The organism is Candidatus Binataceae bacterium (genome assembly GCA_035650475.1).
Lineage (GTDB): Bacteria > Desulfobacterota > Binatia > Binatales > Binataceae > JAKAVN01.
In genome coordinates this window covers 578,614-594,577 of sequence record DASRHP010000009.1, presented here as the reverse complement: position 1 = coordinate 594,577, position 15,964 = coordinate 578,614, and the positions used below count along the sequence as shown (strand labels likewise).

The following is a 15,964-nucleotide window of genomic DNA, read 5'->3' as shown; positions in this document are numbered from 1 at the left end:
ACCGCGCTCAGGTACAATGAAGTGTTGGACAGCCCGTCGATCCTGACCGTCAGCGGGCGCTAGTAATGGTTCTCACGAAATGGCCTCAACCCTGACCGCTGTCGCCCATAAGGTCTTCGGCTCCAAGAACGACCGCGAGCTCAAACGCATGCGGCCGACGGTCGAGGCGATCAACCGCCTTGAACCCGAAATTTCCGCGGAGAGCGACGATCGCCTGCGCGCGCGCATCGCCGAGTGGAAGGCGAAGATCAGCGCGATCGAGGAGCGCGAGCGCCGGGAAGAGGCGATGGACGAGGCGTTGCCCGAGGTCTTCGCGACCGTGCGCGAGGCGGCGCGCCGCACCCTCGGCCAGCGCCACTTCGACGTCCAGCTCATCGGCGGCATCGTGCTCCATCGGGCCAAGATCGCCGAGATGAAGACCGGCGAGGGCAAGACCCTGGTAGCCACGCTGCCGGCCGTGCTCAACGCGCTGACCGGGCGTGGCGTCCACATCGTGACCGTCAACGACTACCTGGCGCGGCGCGACGCCGACTGGATGGGCCGTATCTACAGGTTCCTCGGGCTGAGCGTCGGGGTGATCGTCCACGGCCTGACCGACCCCGAGCGCAAGGCGGCCTACGCCTGCGACATCACTTACGGCCAGAACAACGAATTTGGCTTCGACTACCTGCGCGACAACATGAAGTTCAACCTGGAAGACTACGTCCAGCGCGAACATCATTACGCGATCGTTGACGAAGTCGATTCGATCCTGATCGACGAGGCGCGCACCCCGCTCATCATCTCGGGCGCCTCCGAGGAATCAACCGACACCTACTACATCGTTGACCGCGTGATCCCGCGGCTGCGCCCGGAGGAGCACTATACGGTCGATGAGAAGCTGCGCACGGCGGTCCTGACCGAAGACGGCGTGAGCCGGGTCGAACAGATGCTCGGCGTGGGCAACCTCTACGACCCGCGCAACATCCTGCTCGTCCATCACGTCAACCAGGCGCCCAAGGCGCACACGCTCTTCAAGCGCGACGTCGATTACGTGGTCAAGGATGGCCAGGTGGTGATCGTGGACGAATTTACCGGGCGGCTGATGCCCGGGCGGCGCTGGAGCGACGGCCTGCATCAGGCGGTCGAGGCCAAGGAAGGGGTCAAGATCGAATCCGAGAACCAGACCCTCGCCACGATCACCTTTCAGAACTACTTCCGGATGTACGACAAGCTGGCCGGGATGACCGGCACGGCCGACACCGAGGCGCAGGAGTTCAAGGAGATCTACAACCTCGACGTGGTGGTGGTGCCGACCAACATGCCGATGATCCGCCTCGACCATCACGACGTCGTCTACAAGACCGAGCAGGAAAAGTTCGACGCCGTGATCGAGGAGATCAAGGAATGCCACGAGGCGGGCCAGCCGGTGCTGGTCGGCACGGTGTCGATCGAGAAGTCCGAACGGGTCGCCGAGCAGCTCAAGAAGACCGGCATCAGGCACTCGGTGCTCAACGCCAAGAACCACGAGCGCGAGGCCGAGATCGTCGCCCAGGCCGGGCGCCTTGGGGCGGTGACAATTTCGACCAACATGGCGGGCCGCGGCACCGACATCGTGCTCGGCGGCAATCCCGAGTTCATGGCCGCGGCTGAGGCCGGGACCAGAGACCCCGGCGACGAGCACTTCCGCGCCGCGCTCGAGAAGTACCGCGCGCAGTGTCTGGCCGAGCGCGAGCAGGTGCTCAAGGCCGGCGGCCTGCACATCCTCGGCACCGAGCGCCACGAGTCGCGCCGGATCGACAACCAGCTGCGCGGCCGCTCGGGACGCCAGGGCGACCCCGGCAGCTCGCGCTTCTATCTCTCGCTCGAGGACGACCTCTTGCGAATTTTCGGCGCCGACCGGCTCAAGGGGCTGATGGGGCGGATCGGGATGGAGGACGGCGTCCCGATCGAGCACCGCTGGATCAGCAAGGCGATCGAGAACGCGCAGAAGAAGGTCGAGGCGCACAACTTCGACATCCGCAAGCACCTGCTCGAGTACGACGACGTGATGAACCGTCAGCGCGAGGTGGTTTACCATCGGCGCAAGGAACTGCTCTCGGGCGCGCCGCTGAAGGAAGACATCTTCGACATGTGCGACGCGCTGATCGAGGAGATCGTCGCCGCCCACGCCAGCGCCGAGGAGGACTCCGCGGAATGGAACTGGAAGGCGATCGAGGATGCCTTCTACAAGCAGTTCCACTTCCACTTCAACTTCCGCGAGAACGCCAACGGCCGCTCGATCGAGCATCCCGACGACCTCGTCGAAATCGCCGGCGAGCGCGTGCGCGCGCTTTACGAGCAGCGCGAGCAGGAGTTCACGCCGCCGGTGATGCGCCAGATCGAGAAAATCGTGATGCTCCAGACGCTCGATTCGCTCTGGAAGGACCATCTGCTCACGATGGACCATCTCAAGGAGAGCATCGGCCTGCGCGGCTATGCCCAGCTCAACCCGCTGGTCGAGTACCAGAAAGAGGGCTTCACGATGTTCGAGGCGATGATGGCCACCATGCAGGCGGACGTCGTCGAGAAGGTCTTTTCGGTGCAGACCGTGCGCGAGCAGAGCGTCGAACAGCTCGAGCAGCAGAACCGTCCGCAGCGCGTCGTGATGAGCCACGGCGGCGAGACCCAGCAGGAGGCGGCGCCGGCCACGGTCAAGCGCGACGGCGAAAAGGTCGGCCGCAACGACCCCTGCCCCTGCGGCTCGGGCAAGAAGTACAAGCGCTGCCACGGCAAGTAGGCGCCTGCAAGCCTTCCCGCTCCGCGTAAGCTTGCATAACTGGCGACCTGCCCCCGCCCGCGACCTGTTTCCGCGCGGCTTCCTTGCGCGCGCGCCGTCGCGCCGCGTATAAATCGCCAACCGCTCCGTGGAGGGCGCAGCGCGATGGACGTGATTCTCGAACCTCGGCCGGTCAAGGGCTTTCGCTTCGCGGGAGTCGCCGCCGGCCTGCGCAAGGAGCCCGGACGCAAGGACCTCGGAATCATCGTGGCCGAGCGCCCGGCCGCCGCCGCCGGCGTCTTCACCACCAACCGGGTGAAGGCGGCGCCGGTGCTGGTCGCGCAGGAACGCGTGCGCCGCGGCCGGCTCCAGGCGATCGCGGTGAACTCGGGTTCGGCCAACTGCTTCACCGGGCGCGCGGGAATCAAGCTTGCGCAGGACTCGTGCGCGGCGCTGGCGGCGGGAATCGGGTGCGCGGCGGAGGCGGTTGCGCCCTGCTCGACCGGCGTGATCGGCCACCTCTACGAGCTGGAGAAATATCGCGCCGGTATCCGCCACGCGATCGGCGCGCTCTCCGCCGACGGGCTCGACGACTTTGCCCGCGCGATCATGACCACCGACACCCGTCCCAAGACCGCCTCGGCGCAACTGCGCCTGGGCGGCGCCGAGGTGACGATTGCCGGATGCGCCAAGGGCGCGGGGATGATCGAGCCGAAGATGGCCACCATGCTCGCCTTTATCGTCACCGACGCCGCCGTGCGCGCACCCGAGCTCAAACGCACGCTCGCCCACGCGCTGCCGTCGAGCTTCAACGCGATCACGGTTGACGGCGACATGTCCACCAATGACACGCTGCTGATGCTCGCCAGCGGCGCGGCCGGCGGGCATGAGCTCACAGGCCGCGACCTCGCCGCCTTCAACACGGCGGCAGCCGAGGTCGCTGCGGTGCTCGCGCGCGAGCTGGTGCGCGACGGCGAAGGCGCGACCAAGCTCGTCACGGTCGAGGTGCGGGGCGCGCGCCGTGCTGCCGACGCGGAGCGGATCGCGCGCCAGATCGCCAACTCGCCGCTGGTCAAGACGGCGTTCTTCGGATGCGATCCGAATTTCGGGCGAATCGTAATGGCGGCCGGCAAGGCGGGGGTGGCGCTCGATCTGGAAAAGCTCGAAGTCAGCCTCGGCGGAATCCGGATCGCCAGCCATGGTGCGCTGCATACCGAGGCGCTGGCCGACGCGGCAGCGCGGATGAAGGAGCGCGAGTTCGGTGTGACCGTCGATCTGCGCCTGGGCAAAGCGCGCGCCCAAATCGTGACCTGCGATTTGAGCTACGACTACGTCAAGATCAACGCCGAATACACGACGTAAAGACGGCGCGTACGCGCGAATGGGTGACGTTGCATCCGGGCGCGCCCGCCCAATACAATCGGCGCGCGAACGGAGGTAGGCGGCCGGTGGCAAGCTTCGTCAAAGTCGCCCGGCGCGACGAAATTCCCGACGGCAGCGGCAAGACGGTCGAACTCGGCGGACGCAAGATTGCGCTGTTCAATGCCGGCGGCAAGTTCTACGCGATCGACAACACCTGCCGCCATCGCGGCGGCCCGCTCGGCGAGGGCGACCTCTACGGCACCACGGTGGTATGCCCGTGGCACGGATGGGAGTACGACGTGACCAACGGGCAGAGCCTCGATGACTCCAGCGTCAAGGTGGCCTGCTTCGCCGTGCGCGTGGACGGCGACGACGTGCTGGTCGAGGCCTGAAGCTTTTGCCGCGGAGGCAACGCGTCTCCACATCTTGATGGAGCCCGAATTGGCTGCGACCCCCAGGCGATCGTCGGCGCTGCGGCTGCCAGATTTCATAGCGGTGGGCCCGCCGCGCACCGGCACGACCTGGCTCTACCGCGCGCTCAGCGGCCACGTCGGACTCGCCCGCGACACCAAGGAGACCGACTTCTTCTCCGACCATTACGACCGCGGGTTGGAATGGTACGCGGAGCTGTTCGCGGGATGCGATCCGAAGCTGCCGGCGGGCGAGATTTCGCCCAACTACTTCGCCGCCGCCGAGGCGCCCGAGCGGATCGCGCGCCACATCCCCGGATGTCGCATCATCTGCACCTTGCGCGATCCGGTCGAGCGACTGTACTCGTTCTACCGCCTGATGCGGCACAACGGATGGACGCGGGTTACATTCGAGCAGCTGACGTACAGCGAGCTGCCGGCGACCCAGGCCAACCGCTATGCGCATCACCTGGCGCGCTGGCGCGAACGCGTCGGCCAGGAGAACGTGCTGGTCGCGCTCTATGACGACCTCGAAGCCGACCCGCAGCGCTTTCTGGATTCGATCTGTGAATTCATCGGGATTCCCGCGATTTCGCTTGCGGGCTCGCCGTTGCTGAACAAGCGGGTCAACAGCGTCACCCACGGGCCCAGGGTCGCGATACTCGCCGAGCAGGCGTGGCGACTGCGCCAGTGGCTTCAGGCCCGCGGCGCGCGCACCGCGATAACCGTGCTGCGCAAGGCCGGCCTATGGCGCTTCGCCTTTCGCGGCGGCGGCGAATTCGGCCCGCTCGACCCCGCCCTCGAACGCCGGCTGCGCAAGCGTCTGCGGCCCGAGATCGAAGCGCTCGAAGCGATGCTCGGCCGGGATCTCTCGGCGTGGAGAACGCCGGTGCGATAGCCACAAGCACCCCCGTACGTGCGAGAGAGCCCGATGACAGAAACCCCAAGCGCCGCGAAGATCGGAAAGCTGATCGAGGAGACCTACGCCAGGGGCACGGTTCGCGGCGATGACGGCAGCGAATCGCAGATCCTTCCAGCCAGCGTCACGCCCGACCGCGGCGCCTTCGTCAGGGAGATGTGCCTGCGGATAGGAGCCACGACCGCGCTGGAAGTCGGGATGGCGTGGGGTATGTCCACCCTGCACATCCTGGAGGCGCTGCTTAGCAATGGCGCCGGTGCGGGGGCGCATGTCGCAGTGGATTGCAACCAAGCCGAAAGATACCACAACGCCGCCCTGCGGACGCTGAGAGAGGCTGGGCTGGATTATCTGGTCGAATTCCACGAAGACCGCTCGGAGCTGCTGTTGCCGCGGCTGGTGCGCGAGGGGCGCCGCTTTGACTTCGCTTTCATCGACGGGCTGCATCACTTCGACCACGTCTTCGTTGACCTGTTTTACACCCATCGTCTGCTCAGGCCCGGAGGCGTGGTCGTGCTCGACGATGTCTTTCAGGATTCGGTGCGTTTCGCCTGCCGTTACGTGCAGACCAACTACGGCTACCAGACGCTGGCGCTGCATCCGCCCCATGCGGTGGCACTGGATGACGACTCACCCAATGGATGGCGCGCGATGGTGGTCGCCCTGCAAAAGCCGAACGAGGAACAGCCGCGCGGACGCTTCCATTTCGTTCCCTTCTTTCCGGCCGCCCCGAAGGAGTCCGCGGTCGGCGCCGCAGGGGCCGCAAGGACATCGCCGCGGGCAAACTCGGTGTCGCGCGCGAGGGCCAACGCGCTGCGTCGGGATGCCCGGCTAGCCTTGAGCGGCGGCGACCGGATTGCCGCGCGCAGATATACGCTCCAGGCGATACGCCTCCAGCCGCTTCGCCTGAAATCTTACCTCCGCCTGCTCAAGACCTTTTTGCCTCAGCCGATGATCCGTGCGCTCTCCAGGCGGTCGGCCAGAGGCGGCGGCGATGCGCGCGCGCATGACTAAGCCATCGAGGAGACGGCAGCGGCTGCCGGATTTTATCGCCATCGGTCCACCGAGAACCGGGACGACCTGGCTGCATGGCGTGCTTTACCATCGCGCCTGCCTGCCCGAAGGTGTCAAGGAAACCCGTTTTTTTGACATGTTCTACGGTCGCGGCCTTGAGTGGTACGCGAGGTACTTCAGGGGTTGCGACCACAAGCGGCCGGTCGGCGAGGTAAGCCCGTCGTACTTCCACCGCCCAGAGGTGCGCGAGCGCATCGCGCACCACCTCCCTGGGTGCCAAATCATCTGCACGCTGCGCGAGCCGGTAGCGCGCGTCTATTCCCATTACCGGCTGCTGCACGCGCAGGGCCTGATCCGAGGTTCGTTCGAGCAAGAGGTGACGACTAACGCGGACCTGCTGGAAGCCAACCGCTACGGCTTGCATCTGCGCGGGTGGTACGAGCTCCTGCGTCGCGACCGGATGGCAGTATTCTTCTACGACGATCTCGAGGCGGACCCGCGGGCTTTCGCCGATGCGGTATGCCGATTCATCGGCGTGCCTCCACTGGTTCTCACGCCTGAGATTAGCCATTTCCTCGACCGCAACGAGGTCAAATATGGATCGCGTAGCCGAGTACTTGCCTACAACGCCCGCCGCCTGAGGTATTGGCTGCAAGGACACCATGCACATTGGGTCGCCGAACTGTTGCGGCGCGCAGGCCTATGGCGCTTCTGCGCCGGGCGCGGCCCCGAGTTTGCCGCACTCCCGCCGCATCTCGAAGCGCGCCTGAGAGAGCGTTTTTTACCCGAGGTCGAAGCGGTGGAGAAACTCACCGGTCGCGACCTTTCCGCGTGGAAACCGGACGCCCTCGGGCAGGCCGGGCCCGCGGACGCGCGGAGCCCGGCCGCAGCCGCCGTGCCAGCGGCGCGCTAATTTGTTCTCGCGCGCTCCACACGCTCGGAAATTAGCTTGACCGACCTGACGTGACCAGTACAATCGGCTGACCAGCAATTTTGATTGGCCGAAGCCGATGTTCGCGCTTCGGCGGCGCGGCTGTAACGGCATACGGGCGCAGAGGGGGGGATGCCTGATAGCGATAACCGAAGTTGCGTTCGTGGGCGTCTACCCGCCTTCCTCGCGGTAGGACCGCCGCGCACTGGAACGACGTGGCTTCACGGTCTCCTCTATCACCGTGCTTGCCTGCCCGCAGGAACCAAAGAAACTCATTACTTCGACATGTTCTATGCGAAGGGAGCGGGCTGGTATCAGGGCTACTTTCGCAGTTGCTCGAGCACCGCTGTAGTCGGGGAGGTCACGCCAACCTATTTTGCGCTCGCCGAGGCGCGCGAGCGCATCGCCCGCGATCTACCCGGCTGCAAGATCGTTTGCACGCTGCGCGACCCGGTGTCGCGCGCCTGGTCATGGTACCGCGTGCTCCATCGTGAAGGCCGCATACGGCGCGGCTTTCTCGACGAAATGCTGCGCGGAAATGAGCCGCAGCTGCGGCAGGCTAACCGTTACGCGCTCCACCTCCGGGCCTGGCGCGAGCGCTTCGGCGAAGAGAACGTCGGCGTCTTCTTGTACGACGACCTGCGGGCAAATCCGCAAAGCTTCGCCGATTCGGTGCTGCGCTTCCTCGGGCTTCCCTCGATCGAGGTCGATACCATCGCGGCCTACCTGATGCGCAACGAAGCCGACGACGACTGTCGCATCCCGGCCCTGGCATACGGCGCATGGCGCCTTCGCATGTCGCTCAAATCGTTGCGTGCTGAACGGACCGTGGAAAGGCTCGGACGACTGGGGGTGTGGCGGCTCTGCTTTGGCGGCGGCGGCCCATTCGCGCCGCTGCCGGGTGACGTCGAGCACCGGCTGCGTGAATTCTTCGTTCCGGAAGTCGAAGCGCTGAAGGAACTAATCGGGCGCGACCTTTCATCATGGAAGGTCCGTTCGGCGCGGGAGCAAAAGCGAGCCGCCTCGCTTTGAGGCTAATCGCGTCCTGGTTCCTTCGCTGATGTTCTGGCTGGTTGTGATTGGGCAAGGATGATAATTTTCTCCGAATGAGCCGAGTCTCCGTCATCATCCCCGTGCGTAACGGCGCCGCCACCGTCGGGCGCACCATCGACAGCGCCCTTGCGCAGGCGCCCGAGCCGCCCGAGGTCGTCGTCGTTGACGACGGCTCGACCGACGACACCGCGCGCATCCTGGACGCCTACGGCGACCGGATCAAGGTCCTGCGCCAGCGCAACCGCGGCCCATCATTTGCGCGCAACGCCGGCGCCCTTGCCGCCGGTCCCGAGGCCGAGTACTTCGCCTTTCTCGACGCCGATGACGTGTGGCTGCCCGGGATGCTGGCGGCGATGGTGGCCGAGTTGGACGCGACCTCTGGCGCAGTGCTCGCCTTTTGCGACGTCGTACCGGTCAACGATTCGGACCAGGAACTCGACACCTGCTTCATCGACCCACCCTCGGCCCACGCTCCCACGATGGAGGAACTGCTCACGCGCTGGTGGCCGATCCTCACCAGCGCGGCGGTGATGCGGCGGGCGGCCTTCGAGCGCGCCGGTGGGTTCGACGAGAGCTTCACCCGGCCGGGCTTCGAAGACCCGTTCATGTGGCTGGTGATGCGCGAGGAGGGCGATTTCATCTACATACCCCAGCGCCTGGTGCGTTACCGCACCACCCCGCCCCACGCGCGAATGATGAAATACGCCAAGGGCTACCGCATCTTCAGCCGCCTGGTCACCCAGCGCTACGGCCAAGCCGGCCGGCGGTTGATCCGCGAATCGACCAAAGCCTTCGTCGCAGCATGGGGTTATGCGGGACTGGTGGCGCTGCGCGAGGGCGACAGGCTGCGTGCGCGCCAGGCGTTCGCCTGCGCGCTGCGCTACGGCCCGTTCGAGTTGCGGACCGCCTCGCGCTGGCTGCGCACCTTCCTGCCGATCGCGGCGGCCCGCGCGCTCAGCGGGCGCGCGGTGCGCGAAAACCGGGTCAACCCTGAGCTTGAGAACTACTTTCGCTAAACTGTACCCTCGTACAGTGTTGGCAATGAATCGGGACGGGCACAGAGCGGGCGCCGGCGGCGACGCCTCTGTAGCGAGGCGGCGATGAGCACCAAGTTCTGGCGCAGCGTCGGAGAGCTGTTGCTGCTGCACTCGGCTGACGACGAGGAAAGCAAGCGCTACCTCGACACCTACTGGCGGGTGCTGAGCTATGCGCGGCCGTATATTTTTCCCGACACGGTCCTGGCAATTGGCGCGCTGCTTGGCTTGGGCGCGGTGAACGCGGCGATCCTGCCGTTAATCAAGAGGTTCATCGACAAGGTTTCCATCACCCACCTGAGCGCCTTCACTCCCCAGGACCTCCATCAGCTCCACGTTCTCTCGCTCGAGATCCTGGTGGTGTTCATCGCCCGCGCGTTGACTGACTTCGCCGGCACCTACCTGAGCAACTACATCGGGATGCGGATCGCGATGGATCTGCGTGGTGAATTCAACGATCGGCTGCAATACCTGCCGCTGTCGTTCTTCAACTGGACGCCGACCGGGGGTCTGCTCACCCGCGCGATAAGCGACGTCCAGCTCACCTCCTCGATCATCAACAACACCCTGTTCTCGCTCGTCGGTCAGAGCTTCACGCTGGTGGCGATGCTGGGAACGTTGTTCTGGATGGACTGGAAGCTTGCGTTCCTCGCCTTCGTGGTCTTCCCGATCGCGGTCCTGCCGGTGATCGGCGCCGCGCGGCGCGTGCGCAAGATGTCCAAGAGCGCGCAGAAGCGGCTGGGCGACCTGTCGGTCATGATGCAGGAGGCGGCGCAGGGCTGCCGGGTGGTCAAGGCCTTCGGGATGGAGGAATACGAGCGCACGCGCTTTCGCGCCATGCTCGACAAGCAACTGCGGATCATGCGTCGGGTGCTGCGCGCGGGCGCGATCACTGACCCGATAATCGAGGTGCTGGGCGCGTGCGGGGTGATCGCGGTGCTGTGGTACGGCGCCGACCTGGTGATGACCGGCTCGCGCACGCCGGGCACCTTCGCCGCCTTCATCACCGCGATGCTGGTGATCTACAAGCCCTTCAAACGGATCGCCGGCACCAACAACGCGATCCAGCAGGGCCTGGTTTCGGCCGAGCGGATCTTTGCGGTCATCGATCATCCGCCCGAGGTGCATGACTCGCCCGGCGCGCTCGAGCTCGAGCCCGGGCCGCACACGATCGAGTTGCGCAACGTCAGCTTCCGCTACGACCGCACCGCTGAGTGGGTCCTGCGCAACGTCAACCTCAAGATCGGCGCGGGCGAGGCGGTGGCGCTGGTGGGGATGAGCGGAGGCGGCAAATCGACGCTCGCCGACCTCATTCCGCGCTTCTACGACCCCGGCAAAGGCATGCTGCTCATCGACGGCGTCGACGCGCGCCGCTACTCGCTGCGCTCGCTGCGCGCGCAGATCGGCCTGGTCTCCCAGCACACCTTCCTGTTCAACGATACCATCCGTTCCAATATTGCCTACGGCAGCGCCGCGCGCAGCCTCGACGAGATCGTCGCCGCGGCCAAGGCCGCCAACGCCCACGACTTCATCTCCCGCTTGCCCGACGGCTATGACACCGTGGTCGGCGAGTTCGGCGTGCGGCTCTCCGGCGGTGAGCGCCAGCGGCTGGCGATCGCGCGCGCGCTGCTCAAGAACGCGCCGATCCTGATTCTCGACGAGCCGACCTCCAATCTCGACTCCGAGGCCGAGCGCGTGGTGCAGGACGCGATCGAGCGGCTGATGGAGAACCGCACCACGCTGATGATCGCCCATCGGCTCTCCACCGTGCGCCGCGCCGACCGCATCTGCGTCGTCGTCAAGGGCGAGATTGTCGAGCAGGGCACCCACGATGAATTGCTCGCGCTCGACGGCGCCTACCGCAAGCTGTGCGACCTGCAGTTCTACCTGCCCGAGGAGACCGAGGCGCCCGTGCGCGGCGCCGTCAACGGCTAGTCCGCGCGCGGGGCCCGCAGAGCACGATGGCGGCGCCGCTGGTTTCGGTGATAATCCCGGTTTACAACGGCGAGGACTGTATCGCGCGCGCACTCGACAGCGTGCTGGCCCAGGACTTCACCGATTACGAAGTCCTGGTGGTGGACGACGGCTCGCGCGATTCCACCCGCCGTATCCTGCGGCGCTACCGCCGGCGCATCCGGATCATCCGCCTGCCGCGCAACCTTGGCCTGGCCGCCGCGCGCAATCGCGGAGTGGCGCGCGCCCAGGGCCGCTACATCGCCTTCCTCGATGCGGATGATGTATGGATGCCCGGGCGGCTGGCCAGAACGGTCGCCCCGCTGCAAGCCAGCAAGACTGCGACCCTGTCCTTTTCCGACGTGGTGCCGGTGGACGACCGCTACACCCCGCTCGCGCCCTCCTACCTGCATCCAGGGATGGCGCGGCCGCCGATGCTGACCGACCTGCTCAAGGAAGGCTGGTGGCCGATCCTGCCCAGCACCGTAACTGTCCAGCGCCGGGCGTTGCGCCGGGTCCGCGGCTTCGCCGAGGGATTTCAGGGTGCCTCGGGCTTCGAGGACACCGAAGTGTGGTTCCGGCTGCGCGAGCTCGGCGACTTTATCTTCGTCCCGGAACCGCTGGTGCAGTATCGCCTCAGTCCGTTCGTCGAGCGGATGCGGAAGTACGCGCCCGGCTTTCGGCTGTTCGCCCGTCGGATACGCAAACGCTACGGACTGGCCGGCGAAAAGCTAATCTTGCGCTGCGCGGCGCTCTATCGATGGCTGCTCACGGTCAAGGGACTGCAATGCCTTCAGGCGGGCGATATGCGCCAGGCGCGCAACGCGTTGTTCTGCGCGCTGCGCTATCAAGCCGCTCCGGGACGCCGGATGCGGCGCGACGAGCGGCGGCGGGCGCGTTTCGTAAGCGCGCGCGCGGCGAACAACTTGGCGCCCGCCGCCGGCAAAATCGCCGCGGGCGCCGGCGTATGCGCGGCCGAGGGCCCGGCGCTCGGTGGCGGTGTCGCCGCCTCGGCCGAGCCGGCGACGCCAGCGCTCGTCGCGAAGAACATGAATAACGGCGTCCGCTCGTTTCCGCAAAGGCGCGAGGAGACGCTCCGGGCCTGGTACTCGCTCCTGCCGCGGCGCCACGCGATCGCGCTGATGCGCCGCAGCGGGCTGTTGGAGATTCCCCCGCCTCCGCCGAGCCATGCCGACTTTGCCAGGGAACTGCTGGCCGGCGCTCATCCGCTGGCTCTGTATTAGACCGACCATGCCACCGCGCAACTGCGTGATCCTCGGCTCAGGGCGCAGCGGCACCAGCATGGCCGCCGGGCTGCTGGCGCAGGCGGGCTATTTCATGGGCGGCGAGTTGTGGCCGGCCAACGAAGGTAATCCCAAGGGCCAGTTCGAAGATCGCGAGGTCAACGCGATCAATGACAGTTTGATCGCCTCTTCGGTCTGCGCCACGGCGCGGCGCGGATTGCGCAAGCTGCTGCTGGGAGAAACTCCGCCGCTCGGCGAGTTCCAGCACTGGGTGGCCGTGCTGAAGCCCGGGGCGCCGATCGCGTGCAATCCGGAGATGCGCCGGCGCATCGCGGCGCTCACCGCGCGCCAGCCGTTCTGCTTCAAGGATCCGCGGTTCTCGTACACGCTCGGCGCATGGCGGGCCTGCCTTGGGAAGGCGCTGCTGCTGTGCGTCTTCCGCGATCCGAGCGTCACCGCGCACAGCATCGTGCGCGAGTGCGCGGCCGCCGATTACATGAAGGGCGTCGCGATGGATGCGAGCCGAGCGCTTAAGGTGTGGGAGGCGATGTACCGCTGGATCCTCGAGGTCCACCGTCCGCAGGGCGGCGACTGGCTGTTCGTGCACTACGACCAGCTGCTCGACCATTCCGCCTACCCACGGATCGAGGAGCGGCTCGGCGTGCGGCTGGACCGCGATTTCGCCACCGCCGAGCTGAACCGCTCGCGGCCGACGGTGGCGGTGTCGCGGCGCGTCGGCCAAATCTATCGGCACCTGTGTGGACTTGCCGGCTACGAAGCCCGCCGCGCTGGCAACGGCGTGCCGAATCCCTAGCGCGCGGCGAACAGGCGGCCGGCGCCATAAGTCACGGCGGCGGCGGCGATTCCGGTGGCCATGCTCTCCAGCCCGCTCAGCCACCACGGGCGCAGCGTGATAGCGGTCTTGGCGGCGCCCACCCCGAACAGCGCGGCCAGCGTGGTCGCGGCCGAAGCGACCACTCCCGGATGGGGCGCGAGAAAGAGGTAGGGGAGCACCGGCACCAGCGCGCCCACCAGGTAGGAAAACCCGACCGTCAGCGCCGAGCGCAGCGGTCGATCGAACGACTCGACTGCGAGCCCCAGCTCCTCGCGCATCATCACGTTGGCCCAGCGCTCGGGATCGGCCGTGATGTGACGCACGACCGTGTCGAGCAACTCGCCGGTGAAGCCCTTGGCGCGATAGATCGCCCGGATCTCGTCGCGCTCGCGTTCGGGCCAGCGCCGGATCTCGTCGCGCTCGCGCGCGATCTCGCTGTGATAGAATTCGAGTTGCGAGCGCGCCGAGATAAACGCGGCGAGCCCCATCGAGACTGCCCCGCCCAGCGTCTCGGCCAGCCCCGCCATCACCACGATTTGGCTGGCGGCAAACGCGCCCGCCACTCCCGAGGTCACCGCGAACGATGCCACCAGGCCGTCGTTGAGCCCCAGCATCAGGTCGCGCACGCTGGTGCCGCCTGCCGCGTGGACCTGCTCGGTATGGTGGTCGTACTCGCGCTTGCGGATCGCAAATGCCATCGTCGCCGATTAGCCCGTTGTCGTGGCAGGGCGGATCAGTCGCCGGCTCGCGGCGCAAGCTCGACGGGGCCCCCGGCGCCCGCCCGACGTGGGGAAGGGGCGGGCACAGCCGCCGCATCGTCCAGGGTCGGACGGCGCGGGCTCTGGAGACGCCGGCGTTTCTCGACCCGGGCGCGCATGCGCAAAAACTCCGCGACCAGGCGGCGGCGCTCGTTGCGTCCGGGCGCCATCCCCTCCACGTAGTCGCGTAGAAACCGCATCCGGGTGCCGCGGCTCAGAAAGCGGCCGAGGCTGCGGTCGAGATGGATCAGATTGGTCAGCCGCCGGTGCCATGAAACCGTGCGCGCGTGGCGAAAATCCTCGAGATCGACGAACCAAATGCGAGGCGCGGCACCAGCGCCCGCCTCCACCATCAAATTGGTTTCCTGCAAGTCGTGGGTGTAAAGGCCGGCGTCGTGAAGCCGGCGCACCTCGTGCGCCACCGCTCCCAACAATGCGCGGCGGCGGCGCAAATCAACGCTGCCATCGCCAAAGACGGCGCGGCTTAGGATGGTAGCCCGGCTCAGCGCCGTGCACGCCAGGTAGCATTCGGTCACCGCGCCGGCGCGGCGCACCTCGAGCGCGGCGAGCGGCGTCGGGTGGTTGAAACCTGCCGCTTCGAGCATCGCCGCCCCGGCGAGCCATCGCCTGACGCGCGAGCCGCGCGCCATCGCGGCCAAGCCGCCTAGCCACGAGCCCGTGCGCACGCGCTTGACGAAAACCGGCGTGCCATCCGGCCCCGGCACCAGGCAGGCCCGGGTGCGGCCTTCGTCCTTCAACGCATTCGATCCGCAGGCGGCGACGATTTCATCGAGCTGCCGCGCTGCCTCCGCCCATCGCGGATCGGCCGCATATACGAGGCGCTTGCGCATGCGAATCACAGCCTATCCCATCCGCGTGGCTTGGTCATCGCGGGTCGTCCGCCGCTTGGGGCAGGCGCCGTTCGTCCGCGCGGCGATTTTCTTCGCGGAAGCATCGGCCGATAATGGCTGGTGATGCATACCGTATCCGCGAACAGCCGTCGAATACCCCGGCTTGCGTTGGCGCTAGCGGCCGGCGGCGCAATCCTCCTTCGCGCATTCGTCGCCTGGCCGGCCGCCGCCGCCTCGGACGAGCCGCCGCAATCCGCATCAGTATCGGCCGGCGCCGCTCAGGCTGGACCAACCGATCCGATGGCGCTCGTCAAGTCGGTCATCGACCAGGCGAGCGCCGTGGTCCGCGACAGCGCGACGCCGGCGGCCGAGCGCAACCGCAGGTTACGCGCGATCGCCGAGGCCAATTTTGATTTCGCCGACATGGCGCGCACCGCCCTGGGCTACCATTGGCGCGAGCTTACGCCGGCGCAGCGTGCGCAGTTCGTTTCCCTCTTCACCTCGTTCATGGAGAACGTTTACCTGAGCAAGATGCAGGACTACGGGGTCGAAAAAATCCGCCAGGATATCAGCACCACCAACGTCACTTTCACCGGCCAGGACTTTCAGGGGACCGACTACGCCGAAGTACACAGCAAGGTGGCCTTCAAGGATCGCCCGCAGCCGGTCAAGGTGGACTATCTGCTCAAGCGCGACAGCGGCCGCTGGAAAATCTACGACCTCGAGATTGACGCGATCAGCGTGATGGCCAATTACCGCAACCAGTTCAACCGCGTGATAAACGACGACGGCTATCCCGCGCTGGTCAAGCTGCTCCAGCAAAAGACCCGGGGTTTGGAACAGACGCTGAGCAAGTAGGCCCCGCC

Annotated in this window: 14 protein-coding genes; 12 read left to right on the top strand and 2 right to left on the bottom strand. The window is 66.6% G+C overall.

All coding sequences use genetic code 11. The annotated features are described in order from the left end of the window. Nucleotides 1–79 precede the first annotated feature (79 nt). The 11 genes from secA to VFB33_08980 all read left to right on the top strand — a co-directional run bounded on the left by secA (nt 80) and on the right by VFB33_08980 (nt 13,468). Complete coding sequence (gene secA / locus VFB33_09030; protein HZO81826.1) at nt 80–2,758, top strand: preprotein translocase subunit SecA; 2,679 nt, start codon at nt 80–82, stop codon at nt 2,756–2,758. A 144-nt stretch (nt 2,759–2,902) separates the two neighbouring features. After that, the gene (argJ, locus tag VFB33_09025; GenBank protein ID HZO81825.1) at nt 2,903–4,099 is read left to right on the top strand and encodes a bifunctional glutamate N-acetyltransferase/amino-acid acetyltransferase ArgJ; all 1,197 of its coding nucleotides are present in this window, start codon (nt 2,903–2,905) and stop codon (nt 4,097–4,099) included. 86 nt (nt 4,100–4,185) lie between these two features. After that, nucleotides 4,186–4,491, top strand: coding sequence for a Rieske 2Fe-2S domain-containing protein (locus tag VFB33_09020; protein ID HZO81824.1), 306 nt, complete (start codon nt 4,186–4,188; stop codon nt 4,489–4,491). After that, on the top strand, nt 4,421–5,407 hold the full coding sequence (locus VFB33_09015) for a sulfotransferase (protein HZO81823.1): 987 nt from the start codon (nt 4,421–4,423) through the stop codon (nt 5,405–5,407). The genes VFB33_09020 and VFB33_09015 overlap by 71 nt, the downstream gene beginning before the upstream one ends. Nucleotides 5,408–5,440: 33 nt before the next feature. Then, on the top strand, nt 5,441–6,439 hold the full coding sequence (locus VFB33_09010) for a class I SAM-dependent methyltransferase (GenBank protein HZO81822.1): 999 nt from the start codon (nt 5,441–5,443) through the stop codon (nt 6,437–6,439). Then, nucleotides 6,432–7,352: a sulfotransferase domain-containing protein gene (locus tag VFB33_09005; protein ID HZO81821.1), complete on the top strand. Its 921-nt coding sequence runs from the start codon at nt 6,432–6,434 to the stop codon at nt 7,350–7,352. Before VFB33_09010 ends, VFB33_09005 begins: the two co-directional genes overlap by 8 nt. 150 nt (nt 7,353–7,502) lie before the next feature. Further along, the gene (locus tag VFB33_09000) at nt 7,503–8,402 is read left to right on the top strand and encodes a sulfotransferase (GenBank protein HZO81820.1); all 900 of its coding nucleotides are present in this window, start codon (nt 7,503–7,505) and stop codon (nt 8,400–8,402) included. Nucleotides 8,403–8,476: 74 nt separating this feature from the next. Then, complete coding sequence (locus tag VFB33_08995; protein ID HZO81819.1) at nt 8,477–9,439, top strand: glycosyltransferase family A protein; 963 nt, start codon at nt 8,477–8,479, stop codon at nt 9,437–9,439. An 84-nt stretch (nt 9,440–9,523) separates the two neighbouring features. Further along, the gene (locus VFB33_08990; protein ID HZO81818.1) at nt 9,524–11,392 is read left to right on the top strand and encodes an ABC transporter transmembrane domain-containing protein; all 1,869 of its coding nucleotides are present in this window, start codon (nt 9,524–9,526) and stop codon (nt 11,390–11,392) included. A gap of 26 nt (nt 11,393–11,418) precedes the next feature. Further along, nucleotides 11,419–12,654, top strand: a complete 1,236-nt coding sequence (locus VFB33_08985) for a glycosyltransferase family 2 protein (protein ID HZO81817.1) — start codon at nt 11,419–11,421, stop codon at nt 12,652–12,654. 7 nt (nt 12,655–12,661) lie between these two features. Further along, a complete protein-coding gene (locus VFB33_08980; protein HZO81816.1) occupies nt 12,662–13,468 on the top strand; it encodes a sulfotransferase in 807 nt (268 codons plus the stop codon). Here the strand turns inward: VFB33_08980 and VFB33_08975 are convergent. Both VFB33_08975 and VFB33_08970 read right to left on the bottom strand, forming a co-directional pair. After that, nucleotides 13,465–14,187, bottom strand: a complete 723-nt coding sequence (locus VFB33_08975; GenBank protein ID HZO81815.1) for a VIT1/CCC1 transporter family protein — start codon at nt 14,185–14,187, stop codon at nt 13,465–13,467. The genes VFB33_08980 and VFB33_08975 overlap by 4 nt on opposite strands. 35 nt (nt 14,188–14,222) lie before the next feature. Further along, complete coding sequence (locus tag VFB33_08970) at nt 14,223–15,005, bottom strand: lipopolysaccharide kinase InaA family protein (protein ID HZO81814.1); 783 nt, start codon at nt 15,003–15,005, stop codon at nt 14,223–14,225. Nucleotides 15,006–15,398: 393 nt separating this feature from the next. On the opposite strand from VFB33_08970, the gene VFB33_08965 reads away from it, so the two are divergent. Beyond that, nucleotides 15,399–15,956, top strand: coding sequence for an ABC transporter substrate-binding protein (locus tag VFB33_08965; GenBank protein ID HZO81813.1), 558 nt, complete (start codon nt 15,399–15,401; stop codon nt 15,954–15,956). Nucleotides 15,957–15,964: the final 8 nt, after the last annotated feature.